The sequence below is a fragment of the Chitinophaga eiseniae genome (genome assembly GCF_012641265.1).
Classification (GTDB): Bacteria; Bacteroidota; Bacteroidia; order Chitinophagales; family Chitinophagaceae; genus Chitinophaga; species Chitinophaga eiseniae_A.
This window is the reverse complement of the sequence record NZ_JABAHZ010000004.1, coordinates 595,114-611,592: the sequence shown is the minus strand read 5'-3', so window position 1 is coordinate 611,592 and position 16,479 is coordinate 595,114. Positions and strand designations below refer to the sequence as shown.

At 45.4% G+C, this 16,479-nt stretch carries 12 protein-coding genes; 3 read left to right on the top strand and 9 right to left on the bottom strand.

Annotated elements, in window-relative coordinates; translation table 11 throughout:
- Positions 1 to 14: 14 nt before the first annotated feature.
- From HGH91_RS19465 to HGH91_RS19455, 3 genes are read right to left on the bottom strand one after another with little or no spacing between them, the layout of a single operon-like run.
- Positions 15 to 419, bottom strand: coding sequence for a hypothetical protein (locus HGH91_RS19465; protein WP_168740451.1), 405 nt, complete (start codon positions 417 to 419; stop codon positions 15 to 17).
- The gene (locus HGH91_RS19460; RefSeq protein WP_168740450.1) at positions 416 to 1,309 is read right to left on the bottom strand and encodes a DUF1835 domain-containing protein; all 894 of its coding nucleotides are present in this window, start codon (positions 1,307 to 1,309) and stop codon (positions 416 to 418) included. Before HGH91_RS19460 ends, HGH91_RS19465 begins: the two co-directional genes overlap by 4 nt.
- 8 nt (positions 1,310 to 1,317) lie before the next feature.
- On the bottom strand, positions 1,318 to 3,225 hold the full coding sequence (locus tag HGH91_RS19455) for a DNA topoisomerase IV subunit B (RefSeq protein WP_168740449.1): 1,908 nt from the start codon (positions 3,223 to 3,225) through the stop codon (positions 1,318 to 1,320).
- Between the two features lie 332 nt (positions 3,226 to 3,557).
- Between HGH91_RS19455 and HGH91_RS19450 the strand changes: the two genes are divergently transcribed.
- Positions 3,558 to 3,707, top strand: a complete 150-nt coding sequence (locus HGH91_RS19450) for a hypothetical protein (protein WP_168740448.1) — start codon at positions 3,558 to 3,560, stop codon at positions 3,705 to 3,707.
- A 361-nt stretch (positions 3,708 to 4,068) separates the two neighbouring features.
- Here HGH91_RS19450 and HGH91_RS19445 read toward each other — a convergent pair whose 3' ends face one another.
- Positions 4,069 to 4,737, bottom strand: a complete 669-nt coding sequence (locus tag HGH91_RS19445; protein ID WP_079468073.1) for a response regulator transcription factor — start codon at positions 4,735 to 4,737, stop codon at positions 4,069 to 4,071.
- 48 nt (positions 4,738 to 4,785) lie between these two features.
- Positions 4,786 to 7,899 carry a sensor histidine kinase gene (locus tag HGH91_RS19440; protein WP_168740447.1) on the bottom strand — a complete coding sequence of 1,038 codons (3,114 nt, stop codon included), beginning with the start codon at positions 7,897 to 7,899 and terminating at the stop codon, positions 4,786 to 4,788.
- Positions 7,900 to 8,044: 145 nt separating this feature from the next.
- Here HGH91_RS19440 and HGH91_RS19435 point away from each other — a divergent pair, with 145 nt between their 5' ends.
- Both HGH91_RS19435 and HGH91_RS19430 read left to right on the top strand, forming a co-directional pair.
- A complete protein-coding gene (locus HGH91_RS19435) occupies positions 8,045 to 9,157 on the top strand; it encodes a YCF48-related protein (protein WP_168740446.1) in 1,113 nt (370 codons plus the stop codon).
- A gap of 260 nt (positions 9,158 to 9,417) precedes the next feature.
- The gene (locus HGH91_RS19430; protein ID WP_168740445.1) at positions 9,418 to 11,814 is read left to right on the top strand and encodes a glycoside hydrolase family 31 protein; all 2,397 of its coding nucleotides are present in this window, start codon (positions 9,418 to 9,420) and stop codon (positions 11,812 to 11,814) included.
- 353 nt (positions 11,815 to 12,167) lie between these two features.
- On the opposite strand, the gene HGH91_RS19425 is transcribed toward HGH91_RS19430, so the two are convergent.
- From HGH91_RS19425 to glgB, 4 genes are all read right to left on the bottom strand, one after another.
- Positions 12,168 to 12,326 (bottom strand): hypothetical protein, encoded by a 159-nt coding sequence (locus tag HGH91_RS19425; protein ID WP_168740444.1) that lies wholly within the window; start codon positions 12,324 to 12,326, stop codon positions 12,168 to 12,170.
- 139 nt (positions 12,327 to 12,465) lie between these two features.
- Complete coding sequence (locus HGH91_RS19420; RefSeq protein ID WP_168740443.1) at positions 12,466 to 13,065, bottom strand: toxin-antitoxin system YwqK family antitoxin; 600 nt, start codon at positions 13,063 to 13,065, stop codon at positions 12,466 to 12,468.
- Between the two features lie 156 nt (positions 13,066 to 13,221).
- Positions 13,222 to 14,130, bottom strand: a complete 909-nt coding sequence (locus HGH91_RS19415) for a DUF4382 domain-containing protein (protein WP_168740442.1) — start codon at positions 14,128 to 14,130, stop codon at positions 13,222 to 13,224.
- A gap of 293 nt (positions 14,131 to 14,423) precedes the next feature.
- Positions 14,424 to 16,376 carry a 1,4-alpha-glucan branching protein GlgB gene (gene glgB / locus HGH91_RS19410; protein ID WP_168740441.1) on the bottom strand — a complete coding sequence of 651 codons (1,953 nt, stop codon included), beginning with the start codon at positions 16,374 to 16,376 and terminating at the stop codon, positions 14,424 to 14,426.
- Between the last annotated feature and the right edge of the window lie 103 nt (positions 16,377 to 16,479).

The following is a 16,479-nucleotide window of genomic DNA, read 5'->3' as shown; positions in this document are numbered from 1 at the left end:
CATGTATAATACACTTACGGTTTTACGTTAATCATTTTTTCAAAATCGGGCCTCCATACACGGACGCTGTCCTGCTGTACATCTTCCAGAGAATTCATTTCTATAAAACAGCAATCTGTAATGGCAATCAGCTGGTGCCATATATTGATGGGGATTTCCACCCTTGCCGGTGCTGTTACTTCGCTAACGGTAATGGTATCTCCATCCTTCGCACACCAGTGAATGGCAGCCTTGCCGGTAAAGAGATACATGACTTCCGGGTTCTTGTTATCCCGCTTGCCTTCGTGGTAGTGTTGTCCACTACTGCTACCGGCATTGCGGTAGCATACTACGAAATTGCCGGTACGGTTACAGTCCCAAAAGTAGCCACTGCCGCGGTCATCGGCGCCCATTAATGCAAGCGGTGTTATCTTAATCATACAGTATGGGGGTTTTCAGTATTTTCTACAGGCGCATTTTCTCCCGGTAGTTTCACCTCAAAATCACGAATGGTTTTTAACTCCCCTTTGCTTTCCAGCTTGCCCTCGCGGATCAGTTCCTTCAATCTCCAACCCAGGAATTGGTCCATCACCGGGTATTTCAACTTACCAGTTACCTGTTGCACCACGCGCCATGCTTTCACAAATTCTTTTCCACTTTGCGCCAGCAACTCCTTATCATAAAACAGGGTGGGCTCTCCTTTAATTTTCTTTCCTCCTTCCAGCAGGCGGATACCTGCGTTCTCATTCATCAGGCGATGCCATTCATCTCCATCCAGCTCGTACTCCGCGAGGGAAATAGCACGCGCCAGCTTCTTCGCTTTCAGGAATTCTTTTGGCAAAATCTGATGCAAATGGGTAGGATAAAATACCGCTCCTTTCTCATTCAGGAAAGGCAGGTTGTTGAGGTAAATAATATGAATACGGCCTGCAAAATCGTATAACTGGCTCACCAGCCAATAGTAACCACACACATCCCGTGCATTTTGCCCGGCCCAGATCCATACTTCCAGGTCAGGGTTTTCTTTCAGCTGTGCTTTCAGTGCCTGGAACCGGTCAGCATCTTCCGGTGCTTCATCTGCCGGCGTTACCGGTGCTGCCGGCATTTCCGTTTCAGCGGCTGTTACCGCAGGTAAAGCAACACCTGCCAATTGCATCCAGAACTGCTTACGCCCGGCCCGGCCTTCTTTGGTGTCCAGTATGAACAGGGGCCCTACCGACAGATCATCTTCAAAACAGCGTATCTCTCCGCTCATCTTTTCATCCATCGCCACGGCTTCGCTCAACACCGGTACCGAAGACTGACCAAAAACAATGTGTACTAAACCCATATACCTAGCTATACAGTTTCTTCAACTAAATCCTTTTCATACCGCAGGTTGTTGATAATAAACTCCTGGCGGGTCTGGGTGTTCTTACCCATATAATATTCCAGCAACTTCTGGATATGTATATCCTTCGATAAAATAATCGGATCTATATGCATATCATCACCTATAAAACGGCTAAACTCATCCGGGGAAATCTCTCCCAATCCTTTAAAACGAGTAATTTCAGGCTTGTTACCCAGCTGTTTTATCGCTTTCTGCTTCTCTTCTTCTGTATAACAGTAAAGCGTTTGTTGTTTATTACGTACCCGGAATAAAGGCGTTTCCAGGACATATACGTGTCCGTTCTTCACCAGGTCAGGGAAGAATTGCAAGAAGAAAGTCAGCAACAACAAACGAATGTGCATCCCGTCTACGTCGGCATCTGTGGCAATTACAATGTTGTTGTACCGCAGTCCTTCCAGTCCCTCTTCGATATTGAGCGCATGCTGTAACAGGTTGAACTCTTCATTTTCATATACGATCTTCTTGGTCAACCCGAAACTATTCAGTGGCTTACCACGTAAACTAAATACCGCCTGCGTTTCCACGTTGCGGGACTTGGTAATGGAACCACTCGCAGAATCACCTTCGGTAATGAAGATAGTAGAGTTTAAACGGCGGGCTTCCTGCTCAGCCTTGTCTTTCCCCGTCACCTCATCATTCAGGTGTAAACGGCAGTCGCGCAGTTTCCGGTTATGAAGATTGGCTTTCTTAGCTCTTTCGTTGGCAAGTTTCTTAATCCCGGCCAGCTCTTTACGCTCACGCTCACTCTGCTCTATTCTTTTCTTCAGCGCTTCTGCTACTGCAGGGTTCCGGTGCAGGTAATCATCCAGGTGTTTGGAAAGGAATTCCAGTACAAAGGCTTTCACAGAAGGACCGCCTTCATACACTACCAGTGAGCCCAGCTTGGTTTTGGTTTGCGATTCAAAAACCGGCTCCTGTACCCTGATGGAAACAGCAGCACAGATGGAAGCCCGGATATCGGTAGCATCGTAATCCTTTTTGTAGAAATCGCGAACGGTTTTTACAAACGCTTCACGAAACGCTGCCAGGTGCGTACCTCCCTGGGTAGTATGCTGACCGTTTACAAAGGAATAATATTCTTCCCCGTACTGGCTCTCATGGGTGATGGCTACCTCTATGTCTTCTCCTTTCAGGTGAATAATAGGATAGCGCAGTTCGTCTTCATTGGTTTTGCGTTGCAGCAAATCCAGCAAGCCATTTTTAGAAAGATATTTCTTGCCGTTGAAACTGATAGTAAGACCAGCATTCAGGAAGCAATAATTCCAGATCTGGTTTTCCAGGAACTCCGGGATAAAACGGTAGTTCTTGAATACCGTATCATCCGGTGTAAATGTAACCTGGGTACCATTTGCTTCGGTGGTAGTCCCTTCTTTATATTCTTTTACCAGTACGCCTCTTTCAAACTCGGCGGCTTTTATGCGGCCATCGCGAACGGATTGTACCCGGAAATAGCTCGACAAAGCATTCACTGCCTTTGTACCTACCCCGTTCAACCCTACCGATTTCTGGAAGGCCTTGCTGTCATATTTGGCGCCGGTATTAATCTTACTCACTACATCTACCACTTTCCCCAGAGGAATACCTCTCCCGAAATCGCGGACAGTAACATGATGCTCTGTTACCTTGATGTCAACTTGTTTACCGAAACCCATCGTATGCTCATCAATACAGTTGTCGGTCACCTCTTTCAGCAGGATGTAAATACCATCATCCATGCTCGATCCATCTCCCAGCTTTCCAATGTACATACCAGGCCGGAGGCGGATATGCTCCCGCCAGTCCAGCGACCGTATGGAGTCTTCCGTATAGGAAGCAAATAGATCTTTGTTATCCGTTTTGTCCGTGTTTGCCATATATATTAAATTTCCTAAATACTATTGTTTCAAGGATGTATTCAATTTTGCAAGGATACTAAATCTTTTAGCAAAATCTGATTGCTGGCAAAAATAAAGGATTCAGTGAATCATCCCAAGTATAAGTTATACACTATGCTTACGATACTGACAATCAATACAATAAGACATGTTAAAATTAAGCGGATTCTCCATTTTTTTACCCTGAAAAAATTTCTTCCGGCATGGCGCCGAAAATAGGATAAAAAAATTCATGCAAAATAAAACTTATATCAAATATTTATCTATATTTACAACAGTCAAGTTTTTGAACAATCCTAACCTATGTCCTTATGAAAACACTATGTCTGATCCTGCTATCTGTCCTATTATTAGTGGCCCTGGTAGCTACCTACTTTATCAAAAAAGAACAGGATAACCGTATTGGTAACAAATTTCTGCAACTAATGCAAAAGTTTGATTCCTGGCAAATGATGAGATAATCAATCATTCTTTCACTAGTTTATTTATAACCGGCACTGCACCATAGCTTTTTACAAGTTTCATCAGCCTGGCATTAGCCATCAGGGAGTGTTATGTCTATACTTTACCGTATTCACCTATTAACCGCATAATCCCTATCTTATGAAAACTGGTCTTTTATTTAAGCTTACCTGTCTGTTGATAGCCGCTGTAGTCCTGACTGCGCACAATCTTTCCAAAAAGCTGGAAGCTAAGCAAAAAGCATAAAGCTGAAAACAAAAAAGCTATTGAAGCGAATGGCCAACATGATATCTAAATATCCGCTTAGGTTATCCGCTTCAATAGCTTTTTGCTTTCAGCTTTATGCCTTCAGCTTCTTCATTATCTGTTATAGTATTTATTTACTGCATCGGTGCGGCTTCTTACATGCAGCTTCTCGTAGATGTTGTGTACGTGGCGGCGTACTGTTTCGATACTGATGAAAAGATTGCTGGCAATCTCTTTATAAAGATAGCCTTTGGACAACTGATCCAGGATTTCTTTTTCCCTGGTAGTCAAAGCTTCCAGGGCCGGATTAGGCTTCGCCTGCTTTTGGAAAAATGCTACGACCCTTCTCGCTATCTGCGAACTCATAGGCGAACCGCCATCATATAAATCGCGGATAGCCTCGAGCAACTCACCCGGAGAAGTTTTTTTCAGAATGTACCCGCTGGCACCTGCCTCCAGCGCCATAAAGATCTTGTCGTCATCTTCATATACCGTGAGCATCATAAACTGCATATCCGGATGCTCCCGCTTCAGCTGGGCAATACATTCTATGCCATTCATACCTCCCGGCAGGTTGAAATCCATCAGCACTACATTTGGCATCAATTGAGGGATCTGTTCAACTGCGGTTTCTGCATTATTAAAAGTACCAACACAGGCGTAACCGTCAGAACCATTAATCAGCAATTCCATCGCCGTGCGGATATCATGATTGTCTTCTACTATCGCAATGGTGATAGTGTCCATGTTATCCTGGGACTTTTTCTTAGAGTATACCGTCATGTTTAAAAGGAATTATAACACTTAGATGTTATTAAAAACAAATGTATGTCAATTTAGTGGGATATCGAGAAAAACTATTGTCCCATTGTTCGATGTAATATCGGCATTTCCCCCTACAGACAACATTCTTTTCTGAATGTTTTTCAATCCGTTACCGAATAATCTCACTTTCTCCTGGTCAAATCCTTTCCCGTTATCCTTAATCATTATCGTCATGTTCTTATGCACTTTCACCTCTACAATTACCTCGGTAGCCTTCGCGTGTTTCACTACATTGTGTAGCGACTCTTTCACCGCCAGGTAAATATTCCTCCGCGTTCCCCCACTCAGCTTAATATTGGGAATGGTTTCAGGAATATAGAACTGGTGCGTAATATGGGCATGCTCCAGGAACTCCGCCGCAAAACTCCGCATATATGCAATCAGGTTGGCCAGTGAATCATTCGCCGAACTCATCGCCCAGATAATCTCACTCATTTTATCCACCATCTCTCCCGCTGTCTCTGAAATACGCTCTACTTCCCTCGTTTGCGATGGGTCCTGGATCTTACGCTTGGCCACTTCGCTCAACAGGCGAATGGTAGACAATCCCGATCCCAGGTCATCATGCATATCGCTCGAAATACGCGCCCGCTCCTGGTCTACCGCCTGCTCTTTTTCCAGCTTTAGCTTCTCATGCCGGATCTTATAGTCGAGATACAGCGTGGAAAAATAATAGGCAATTCCCAATAGCAACAACAACAATAAAAACCGGAACCACAACGATTGCCAGAAAGGTATTTTAATCACGATTTCCAGCGTGGTAGGCACCGTGCTCCAGATATCATCGTTATTAGATCCTCTCACTTTAAAAGTATAACTACCCGGATGCAGGTTGGTATAGCGGGCCATGCGGAATGTACCTGCCTGTACCCAGTCTTCATCTGCACCTTCCAGCTTATACTGCACGCGGTTTTTTAACGGATTGGTATACTCCAGTGCCACAAATTCAATGGCAATCGTGTTCTGGTTATAAGGCAGCTCTACTTTCTTCAGGAGGGATATGGCCGTATCTGATTCGTAAGGCTTATCCAGCACTTCCATACGGCGAATAATCACTTTGGCATTAGACAGGTTATCCCGGAAATTCTTAGGATAGAAGCCATTTACACCCCGTATCCCACCAAAAAATAACTCACCGTCTATCGATTTATAAAATGCACCGGTGTTAAACTCATTCGACTGTAACCCATCTTCATAATTGAATGTAGTGATCTCTCCTCCCAATGGATTAATCATCGATAACCCCTTATTATGACTCACCCAAATTTTATCTTTATCGTCCAACAGCACCCCATACATGTAGTCGTTAATCAGTTTTGGATTGTCGTAACTGTTGTAATGCTGCTTGATATTATTGGCCTCGTCAATGATAAACAATCCTTTGTTAGTGGCTACCAGCAACTCTTTATGCGCATTCTTGTTGATCGACTTCACGGTAGTGCCGGAAGGTAATTGCACCCACTTCCAGCGCGAGTCGGTGGTTTTCTTTACATACAAAGCTGACTTCGTACCTACGTACTGGTTACCCATCATATCTTCGAAATAGGTGGTCAACGTTTCGTCGGTAAAATTATGTACTACCGCTACTTCATAACCCGTTCGTGTATCATTGCGCTGGTCGTTGAATAACAACAGGTAGCTGCCATAGTTGAAATACAGTTCGCCATTGGTACGCTTAAACAGGAATGGATAGGCATCACGCTGCTTCGGCAATCCCAGCGCCGTCACTTTAGCGGTGAGATCCTGGAAAGCCTTCGTTTGTACATTGAACAAGCCTATATGCATCTCTGCAAAATGCAGCCACAAATGATCTGCATCCTCCCGGCAAATAGCGCCCAGGTCATCTCCCGGAAATTTTCCCGGGTATAACTCATTGGAAATACGCTCCAGGAACCGGCCCCCTTCTGCATAAATATTCAACCCATCACGCATCAGGCCTACGTAGAGTTTCCCATCATCGTGCTTGTATAACGCCTGCACCATGTTATGCGTGATATAAGGCGACCGGTACAGGTTAAATACCTTTTTATGCGGAGAATATTTCTTCAAACCATCTCCATCTGTGCCTACCCACATATTATCCGAGCTATCCCGGTACAGGTAAGATACGTTATTGAAAGAGCGGGTTTCAAAAGTGTTGAAACTAACAATGTGACGGATGATTTCATTGCGGGTAATACTATATATAAGCACGCCGTCACTGCCGCCTATCCATACATTCCCGTACTGGTCCTGCTCTGCTACAGCAGGCTCAAAAGCCTCGCCCCGCTCATTTTTAATATCAAAGGCCAGGTCGCTGAACTTATTTCTTTGTTTATTGAAGATGGTAATATGCCCGGGACTTACAATAATCATCGAGTCCTTGTTCAGACTCCGCAACAAAGGCTGGGCGCCTACTCCCGGCAAACAATAGGTAGATAAACGCAGGTTCCTGATATTCAGGGAAAGCAGTTCCCCTGGCTCTCCGTTCATCCAGATAGTATTCCCGTCTTTGATCATGGCCGATGGCAATATGCCTTTCTGCCGGAACTGTGGCGGGTACAGGATAATACGCCGAATAGCATAAGTGGTATTATCCAGGATATATAAGCCTTTCATAGGGCGCCATACCCACAGCGAATTAGTGGCAGTGTCTTCGCCCAGTATACTGAATTTTACGTTGGCGTCGCGCTCGGCTGCGTTTACATTGGAGGTATCTTCCAGCAGGGTGCGGAAATTATTGCGGTACTTATTATATACGCTGATTCCGTTGTTATGCGCCAGTAACAACTGATGACGACTATCCTTATAAAAAGAAAAGCCCTTATATCCCTTCAGGTCAAAACGATTGATAACGGCGCTACTGCCGGTGGCCCCCCGGGGTACCAGTTCCCCCTTGCCTTCCCCGGCCTTGTATAAGGCGCTGGGTTTATAACGGTATTCATTGAAAGTATAACCATCAAACCGGTTTATCCCATCGCGGGTGGCAATCCACATAAATCCCTGGTCGTCCCGTGTAATATCGAATACCGTGCTCTGAGAAAGTCCTTCATTTACACTATAGCTGTCAAAAATATAGGGTTTATCCTGTGCATGCAGCGCCCCGGAGATAATCCCCCATAAGCAGCACAGGACGAACATTTTTAAGCGACGCGGTTGATGCACTATAATAATGTATTGAAGTAAGCAGGTCAGGTAATCTGCAAATATATAAATCTGCCTCACACTTTGTAGCAATTTTGTAATTTTCTTCCCGATAACAGATTGGAAATAAATGATATACTTTATGACTACCGCCCTCGCCTTCTCCGGCCGCTTTTCGCTCAAAGCCTTACTATGGCTGTTTACCACCAGCAGGCCTGCCTTCCGTTCTCATATATTGTTCGTAGGGTGCCTGGGCTGTTTCCTGGGGTGGCTACCCGCATCGGCACAGCAGCACGCTCCCTCATACCAGATTAAGGTCATTTCCCCGGCGCCGCCGGCAAAAAGTATACGGGGCCTGAGCGTAGTCACAGATAATATCGTGTGGGCTTCTGGTACCGGCGGACAGGTAGGCCGTAGTATCGACGGCGGTGCGCACTGGCAGTGGACACAGGTGCCGGGGTGCGATAGCTGCGACTGGCGCTCCCTTTATGCCTTTAATGACCACAAAGCCATAGTACTGAATGCGGGTGCTCCTGCGCTTATTTTTCTAACGGAAGACGGGGGCCAGTCATGGCGCCGCGTTTTCTCCGATCATCGCCCCGGGATCTTCTTCGATGCCATGCAGTTTTTTGATGATAAAGAAGGAATCGCTATCGGCGATCCGATCAATAATAAATTTATTGTCATTCGAACACATAATGGAGGCCTCTCCTGGGAAGCAGATCCCGAGGGCATTTTGCCGGTAGCGCAAGAAGGAGAAGCAATTTTTGCCGCCAGCGGTACCAGTATAGTCAAGCTTCCCGGGAAAAAAGTTTATTTTGCCACCGGCGGAACGGTAGCCAGGCTGTTTAAAGAAACAGGCAACTGGCAGGCCTATACGATACCCACCATACAGGGCAGCAGCACTACCGGCATATTTTCCATTGCCTTCCGTAACAACCGCGATGGAGTAGCAGTAGGCGGCGACTATAAACAGGATACCGCCAGCAAAGGTAACTGCCTGCTTACCACCGATGGTGGTCAAACCTGGACAACGCCCCAGGCACCGCCGGTAGGCTATAAGTCATGCGTGGCCTTCCAGTCGCCCCGGTTTCTCATTACCACCGGCACCTCCGGCACCGCTGTTTCAACGGATGGCGGGCAAAACTGGCAGGAAATCGGGAAAGGATTCAATGTGGCTGCCAGGGCAAGAAAAGGCAGGAAAATATACCTGGCAGGAAAGGAAATTGCTCAGCTGGATATCATTAAAAAGTAAGACAGGTAACAGGTAATCGCCAACAAAAAGGTGCTCCTGGAAAGGTGCACCTGCTAAAATAGGTTAAAGCAAAAAGTAATTATATTGATATGAAGTTAACGAGTAATTGAATCACTTTGTAGTATTTTTTGTCAAGCACACTAATAATCAGGTGAACGCAGAAATATCTGCCTCCAACGCGATACGTTATCACTAGTCTGATTTTTTTATGTAATTTAAAACCACGGTATTATATTGCCACGGACCCAGAAAAAGAGATTATGCAAGTTGAAACCTCGTCAAGTAAATATGGCGCCAAACATTATCCCGATAGTATAAGGGAATGGAAAAAAGAAGGAAATTACTTTTGTTTTTATACCACTGAAACGATACTCGAAGTAAGGGTCATAGCCGACAAAATTATCCGCTTCAGGTATGCGGCGGAAGGAACCTTTCAACGCGACTTTTCCTACGCCACCAGCGATACCTTGCAGGAATCGCCTATTTCGTTTGGTATCAAGGAATGGGAAGAAACTTTTGAAATATATACTGATGCCCTCCGCGTATTTATTGCCCGCGACAACCTCCGTATCACCATTTCCGATAAAGAAGGCAAAGTAATTAACCAGGATGAAATGGGTTATCACTGGCAACATTACCTGCTGAAAGGCGGTAAGATCCAGTATTGCAGCAAACTGGTACAGGAAGGCGAATGTTTCTACGGCCTGGGCGATAAACCTACGGAATTGAACCTGCGGGGTAAGCGCCTGGAAAACTACGGTACCGACGCTTATGGCTACCAGAAAGATACCGACCCGCTCTACCGCAATATTCCCTTTTATTACGGGCTGCACCATGGTATTGGTTACGGCATTTTCTTCGACAATACCTTCCGCACCATTTTCGATTTTGGAAAGGAAAGGGAAGATGCCTGCAGCTTCTGGGCCCGTGGCGGTGAAATGAATTACTACTTTATTTACGGACCGGATCTGCTGGAAGTAGCGGAATCCTATACTAAGATTACCGGTACACCGGAACTCCCTCCGCTATGGGCACTGGGCTATCACCAATGCCGCTGGAGCTACTATCCCGATACCCGCGTAAAAGAAATTGCCAAAGAATTCAGAACCAGGAAGATCCCTTGTGATGTCATTTACCTCGACATCGATTATATGGAAGGTTTCCGTTGCTTTACGTGGAATAAAGAGTGGTTCCCGGACCCTGTAGGCCTGATAAAAGAACTGGCAGCAGAAGGCTTTAAAGTGGTGGTAATTATAGATCCTGGTATCAAGGTAGACCCCGACTACGCGGTTTACCAGGAAGGGATTAAAAATGACTACTTCTGCAAACGTGCTGACGGCGCCCTCATGGAAGGTGATGTATGGCCCGGGAAATGCGTATTCCCCGATTATACCAATCCCGAAGTGCGGGAATGGTGGAGCAGCCTGTTCAAAAGTCTGGCAGAAACAGGGGTGCGTGGTGTATGGAACGACATGAACGAGCCCGCGGTTTTTGAAATGGGTACCTTCCCCGAAGATGTACGCCACGACTACGATGGAGAAGAGGTGAGCCACCGTAAAGCGCATAACATATATGGTCACCTGATGAGCAAGGCCACGGCAGCTGGTATGAAAAAATACCTCATGCCGCACCGCTCTTTCCTGATCACCCGCTCCTGCTATTCCGGCGCCCAGCGCTGGTCTTCCGTATGGACGGGCGACAATGTATCCAGCTGGGAACATCTCTGGCTGGCCAGTGTACAATGTCAGCGCCTGGCCGTATCCGGTATTTCATTTACCGGTAGCGATATCGGCGGATTTATCGGGGAACCCGATGGAGAACTGTATACCCGCTGGATTCAGCTGGCAGTCTTCCATCCGCTGATGCGTACCCACTCAGCAAGCAACGAAACCGGTTTTAACCAGGAACCCTGGAGCTTTGGACCGGAATACGAAAAAGTGGTCACCAAATTCATTACCCTTCGGTACCGGCTCCAACCCTACCTGTATACTACCTTCTGGCAATATGCTACCCACGGTACGCCTATGCTCCGCCCGCTGGCATTTGTAGCCCAGCAGGATCCGGCCACCCACAACTGCTCACATGAGTTCATGTTCGGAGATTCCATGCTGATCAGCCATGTCAGTGAAAAAGGCATGAAAGAAAAAGGTGTTTACCTTCCCGCGGGTAACTGGTATTATTTCTGGAACGACCAACAATATACCGGCGCCCGGGAAGTTACCGTGCCTACACCGCTCGACGAAATGCCTTTGTTTGTAAAAGCAGGTGTGGTTATTCCGCAGTATCCCGATATGCAATACACCCAGGAAAAGCCGGTTACAGAAATGCTGCTGCATATATACTACAGCGACCAGGAAGTAAAGAGCGTGTTGTACGAAGATGCCGGGGATCATTACGGTTATAAAAACGGCCAATACAACGTAATCCGCTTCAAGCAACACTCTACGGCACAACAGTTCCAGCTGAGAAAGCAGTTTTATGTGAATTATGAAACAGCCTATAAAAACCACCGGATCATTATACACGGACTCCCCTTCAAGCCATCGTCGCTGATGGTAGATGGTGCGCCGGTAGCCTGGCAGCCGGAAAGCGTGTTAGCGGATAATACGGTGGCGATTGTAGTACCGCGTAGCTTTGAAGAAATAAAAATCAGCTAAACAAAAAGCAAGGGAAAAGAAAAGGCACTACAGATAGAGATCTCGCGCCGGTTTCATAACCTATGCCAACTTTAGAATATAAAAGTAGATGCTAAAAATCATTGTACAAAATATGTAACCGCCTGAAACTCACAATGAACAAAATGAATAACCTGTTAACATTGTATTAAGAGTGCCGGCGGAAAAAGAAAAACAAGTTTCTTCCGAAAGGCATAACGGACAAGCGTTTCAAAGGAAAAAATCAATTTAGCAGTAGGATAAATTCCGTGCTAAAACAGAAAGCGCAAGGATTACAAAGAATCCTTGCGCTTTTTTCTGGCAGGTAGTGCCTACTGATAATAAATTATCTATGCTTAATAAAATATAGACAGGAAAAATATCGATACCAATGCACAGAATACCAGGAAAATAAAAATACCTCTGAACAGCATTTCCATCCGGGAAGTGCCGCTGTAGTCAATTCCATGTAATTCAGGAGAGTTTTCCACGTGGTTGATTGTCAGGCTTTTCATACAAACAAGTTAAAAGGATTTACACAAAAAAGATTAACTGATGGGGTCCTAAAATTCAATCCTCTTAATGAAATTACATAAAAAAAGCTAAAATGGACAAATCTTTTTGTTCATTTTAGCCTTTTAGCCTGTTCATTTTTTAACCCTTCTTTTTCTGCCTGGTATTATGTTCATGCGGCAACTGCAACGTGGCTTTCTTTACCGGCGCAGGTTCTACGGTAGTGCTATCCCCTAAATCCTCCGCAGTAACGGTATCCCCTCGTTTGTAATACTCCTTTACCATCTTACCGGTTTCTTCATCATACAGTTTCCAGACGCCGTTACGCACAGAATTTCCTTTACGCACAATTTCCGTGGGTGTTTCTACATTCGTCACCGGGTCTATAATCATAATCGTGTCCCGCTGCCCGTCGATTTCCGTGGCCATATAAGCGCCTTCTTCACTGAGCTTTCCATTGGAATAGTAATACTTGCAATAGCCATCCAGCACATTGTTCTTAAACGTTTCCTCCGCTAGCAGATTACCAATGGCGGAGGTCTTTTTCCAAACCCCTTCTTTACGATCATTTTTGTATGCCCCCTCCCAGGTATATCCAGGCTCCCCTCTTACCTCTCCCACAACCTCTACCCAATAACCCTGCTTGCGGTGCTGGGCATCCCGCTGGTTGGATTTTACCTGTGCTATGCCCGCTGCAAACGTCAGCTGCAACAGCAGATATAAAAAGAATGTCTGTTTCATCTTAACTACTTTTAGCACAATTTATATATTTTATGTATATAAAAAGATAGCGTCGTCAATGATGTCCTCCTTTCCGCATAAAAAATTAGCGCCGGCCAACGGCCAGCGCTAATCGTGTAAATGTCAACTTCAGAATAACTGGTAATAAACAGTTTATTATTTATGCAGTTTGATATCTCCTATCCGGGTATCTTTTCCGCGTTCTACAGACACATTGGTAACAGTAGTGTCTTTGTAACCATTGGAAGCATTTACAAACACATTCCAGCTGCCTACTTTCAAACCGCGTACTTTGAAACCACCATCTCTCCATGGCAGTGCATACAATGTATCTTTATTGCTGTTGTAGATAGAAATCACCGGATATGCATCCCAAGGAGTTACTTTACCGGAAATACTACCCATTTTTATAATGGTGAATACATTGATAAACGGACGGAGAATAAACTTGCCATCCCATACTCTGATGATAGAACGTTGTACATCGAAATCCAGCCATAACTGCAGATTGTCGGTGGTCAACGCATCCCATTCGTTGTGACGTACCCTTACGATAATTTTAGACTGACCAGAAACGGATTTCAACGGATAGGTAACGCCATTCTTTACCAGCGAATTGTTGTCGCCCACGGTAATACGAATGCGTTCCATAGTACCTTTGTGAACAGCGCCACCGGCCAGCAGTGTATCGGCGCCATTACGCAGGGTTAACAGGTCATATACCCCTGGATGAATGTCTAAGGAATCCCATACCTGGCAGCTGTCAGGCTTGCTACCCCGGTCATGGTCATGATCTTCATCCCACCAGCAGCGATCTTTATCATCCCAACCTTCATCATCTGTCTTTCCACACGTATCTACCAGCACTTCCACTTTACGGATATCCAGGAACACTTTATCAAAAAATCCAGGATCATCTGAAAGGTAAAGACTAACTTTTTGCTGATTGGCGGCAATTGGCTTTGTAGAGGCCGAATTATCCTTGTTACAGGCCTCCATCAGTGAAACGGCAGCCACTGCTACCATCACTAAACCTAGCCCCGGCTTACGGAGAAAGTTTTTCATAAATTAATGGTTTTAAAATAACTAAATAAAAAGTATGGCTCGATCGATCTGGCTGAAAGTTGACGTAATGATAAAACGCTCATTTCCCCATCGTTATTGCTATTCCGGAACAGCTTGAATATAGATCGATGAAAGATAAAAAGGTTTAAAGCAGTGTTAAAATTTATCGAGAGAAGATATTCAAAATGGGCCTGATCTTTTTATAAAAGATAGCTTATCAACAGGTTATTTATAAAAAATAGGCAGGCTTTGCTAAAGCCTGCCTAACATCAACATATAAAAATCATTATTTTTTATTTCCCGGGAACTGTCGGCTGCCACTTCAATATGGTAGCTCCCAGCGGAGGCAGGCGCAAGGAAAGCGTATAATCCCTGCCGTTATATGTTTGCTTCACCGTCTTTAATATACCGGTGTTCACCACACCACTGCCATAATATACAGACATATCACTATTCAGTACTTCTACCCACTCACCTGCTACCGGCAATCCTACCAGGTAATTTTCCCGCACTACCGGCGTCATATTCAGTACTACGAGTAACACATCTCCCGGTTCTTTCCCTTTTCTTACATAACCCAGTATACAATTGTCATAGTCGTTGACTACTATCCACTCAAACCCTGCAGCGTCAAATTGTTGTTCATACAAGGCGGTAGACTGCGTATATAGCTGGTTCAAATCTTTTACAAATGCCTGTAATCCTTTGTGTGTGGCATGTCGCATCAGGTGCCAGTCCAGCTCCCCACGGAAATTCCATTCAGACGTTTGCCCGAATTCATCTCCCATAAATAATAACTTGGTGCCTGGATGCGTGTACATATAACTATATAATAAACGCAGATTCGCAAATTTCTGCCAGTCATCCCCGGGCATCTTATAAATCATAGGAGATTTTCCATGCACGACTTCATCGTGGCTCAGCGGCAACATAAAATTTTCTCCAAATGCATATACAATGCTGAAGGTGAAATCATTTTGGTACCATTTACGGTGAATAGGATCCTTCTTGAAATAATCCAGCGTATCATTCATCCAGCCCATCATCCACTTCATACCAAATCCCAAACCGCCCATAAACGTGGGTCTCGATACCCCATAATGCGAAGTGGAATCTTCCGCGATAGTCTGTACATCGGGAAACAATGCATAAATGGTTTCATTCAGCTTCTTCAAAAAGCTGATCGCTTCCAGGTTCTCATTTCCTCCCAGCTCATTGGGAACCCAGGCCCCTCGTTCCCGGGAATAATCCAGGTGGATCATAGAGGCAATGGCGTCCACCCGTAACCCGTCGGCATGAAAACGATCCAGCCAGAAAACAGCATTGCTCAGTAAAAACGAACGCACCTCGTTACGGGCGTAGTTGAAAATATAGCTGTTCCAATCAGGATGATAACCCTTACGCATATCCGCATATTCGTACACATGCGATCCGTCGAAGCGGAAAAGCCCATGCGCATCATACGGGAAATGCGAGGGTACCCAATCCAGTATCACCCCTATATCCGCCAGGTGGAATGCTTCTATCATTTCCATGAAATCCTGTGGCGTACCATAGCGTGAGGTAGGCGCAAAATAACCCGTCAGCTGGTAACCCCAGGAACCATCGAAAGGATGCTCCATCACCGGCATCAGCTCCACATGGGTAAAGCCCATCTCTTTTACATAAGGTACCAGCATGTCGGCAATCTCCTGGTAAGAGTATACCTGTTCCGGATCTGCCGGATCCGGGCGGCGCCAGGAAGCCAGGTGCACTTCGTATACGGCAAACGGGCTATCCAGCGAGTTACGCCGCTGCCGTTGGGTCATCCACTTCTTATCATCCCACTCGTAGTCCAGCGGATGCACAACAGAAGCCGTTTTGGGGCGCACCTCCCAGTAATTGGCGTAAGGATCTCCTTTAATCAGCTCCTCACCACTGTTAGACCGGATAAAATATTTATACAACGACCCCGATTTCACACCGGGAACAAATCCTTCCCAGATGCCCGAATTGTCCCAGCGGGGCAACAAGGTATGACTGTAATGATCCCACCCGTTAAAATCACCCATAATGGCCACAAAAGCAGCATCCGGCGCCCATACGGCAAAATAGGTACCGTTGGCACCTTCCACCTCCATCGGGTGGGCACCGAATTTTTCGTATAGCCGGTAATGTGATCCCGACTGAAACAACGTAATATCAGTGGAAGAAAACAAGGTAAAGGGCTCTACATACTGTATAGTGCGATTAGTATCTCCGGTCATAATAACGTGTGAATTGGGTGTCTTTATTAACAAGATAGTTTAATTTTTGGGAAAATGACAGATACAACCCAACTAGATATAAAAAAGAAAAGGTGCCCGATTG

Coding starts and splice junctions, on each gene's coding strand:
- HGH91_RS19465 (WP_168740451.1), bottom strand. CDS start 419: ATGATTAAGATAACACCGCTTGCATTAATGGGCGCCGATGACCGCGGC.
- HGH91_RS19460 (WP_168740450.1), bottom strand. CDS start 1,309: ATGGGTTTAGTACACATTGTTTTTGGTCAGTCTTCGGTACCGGTGTTG.
- HGH91_RS19455 (WP_168740449.1), bottom strand. CDS start 3,225: ATGGCAAACACGGACAAAACGGATAACAAAGATCTATTTGCTTCCTAT.
- HGH91_RS19450 (WP_168740448.1), top strand. CDS start 3,558: ATGAAAACACTATGTCTGATCCTGCTATCTGTCCTATTATTAGTGGCC.
- HGH91_RS19445 (WP_079468073.1), bottom strand. CDS start 4,737: ATGACGGTATACTCTAAGAAAAAGTCCCAGGATAACATGGACACTATC.
- HGH91_RS19440 (WP_168740447.1), bottom strand. CDS start 7,899: ATGTTCGTCCTGTGCTGCTTATGGGGGATTATCTCCGGGGCGCTGCAT.
- HGH91_RS19435 (WP_168740446.1), top strand. CDS start 8,045: ATGACTACCGCCCTCGCCTTCTCCGGCCGCTTTTCGCTCAAAGCCTTA.
- HGH91_RS19430 (WP_168740445.1), top strand. CDS start 9,418: ATGCAAGTTGAAACCTCGTCAAGTAAATATGGCGCCAAACATTATCCC.
- HGH91_RS19425 (WP_168740444.1), bottom strand. CDS start 12,326: ATGAAAAGCCTGACAATCAACCACGTGGAAAACTCTCCTGAATTACAT.
- HGH91_RS19420 (WP_168740443.1), bottom strand. CDS start 13,065: ATGAAACAGACATTCTTTTTATATCTGCTGTTGCAGCTGACGTTTGCA.
- HGH91_RS19415 (WP_168740442.1), bottom strand. CDS start 14,130: ATGAAAAACTTTCTCCGTAAGCCGGGGCTAGGTTTAGTGATGGTAGCA.
- glgB (WP_168740441.1), bottom strand. CDS start 16,376: ATGACCGGAGATACTAATCGCACTATACAGTATGTAGAGCCCTTTACC.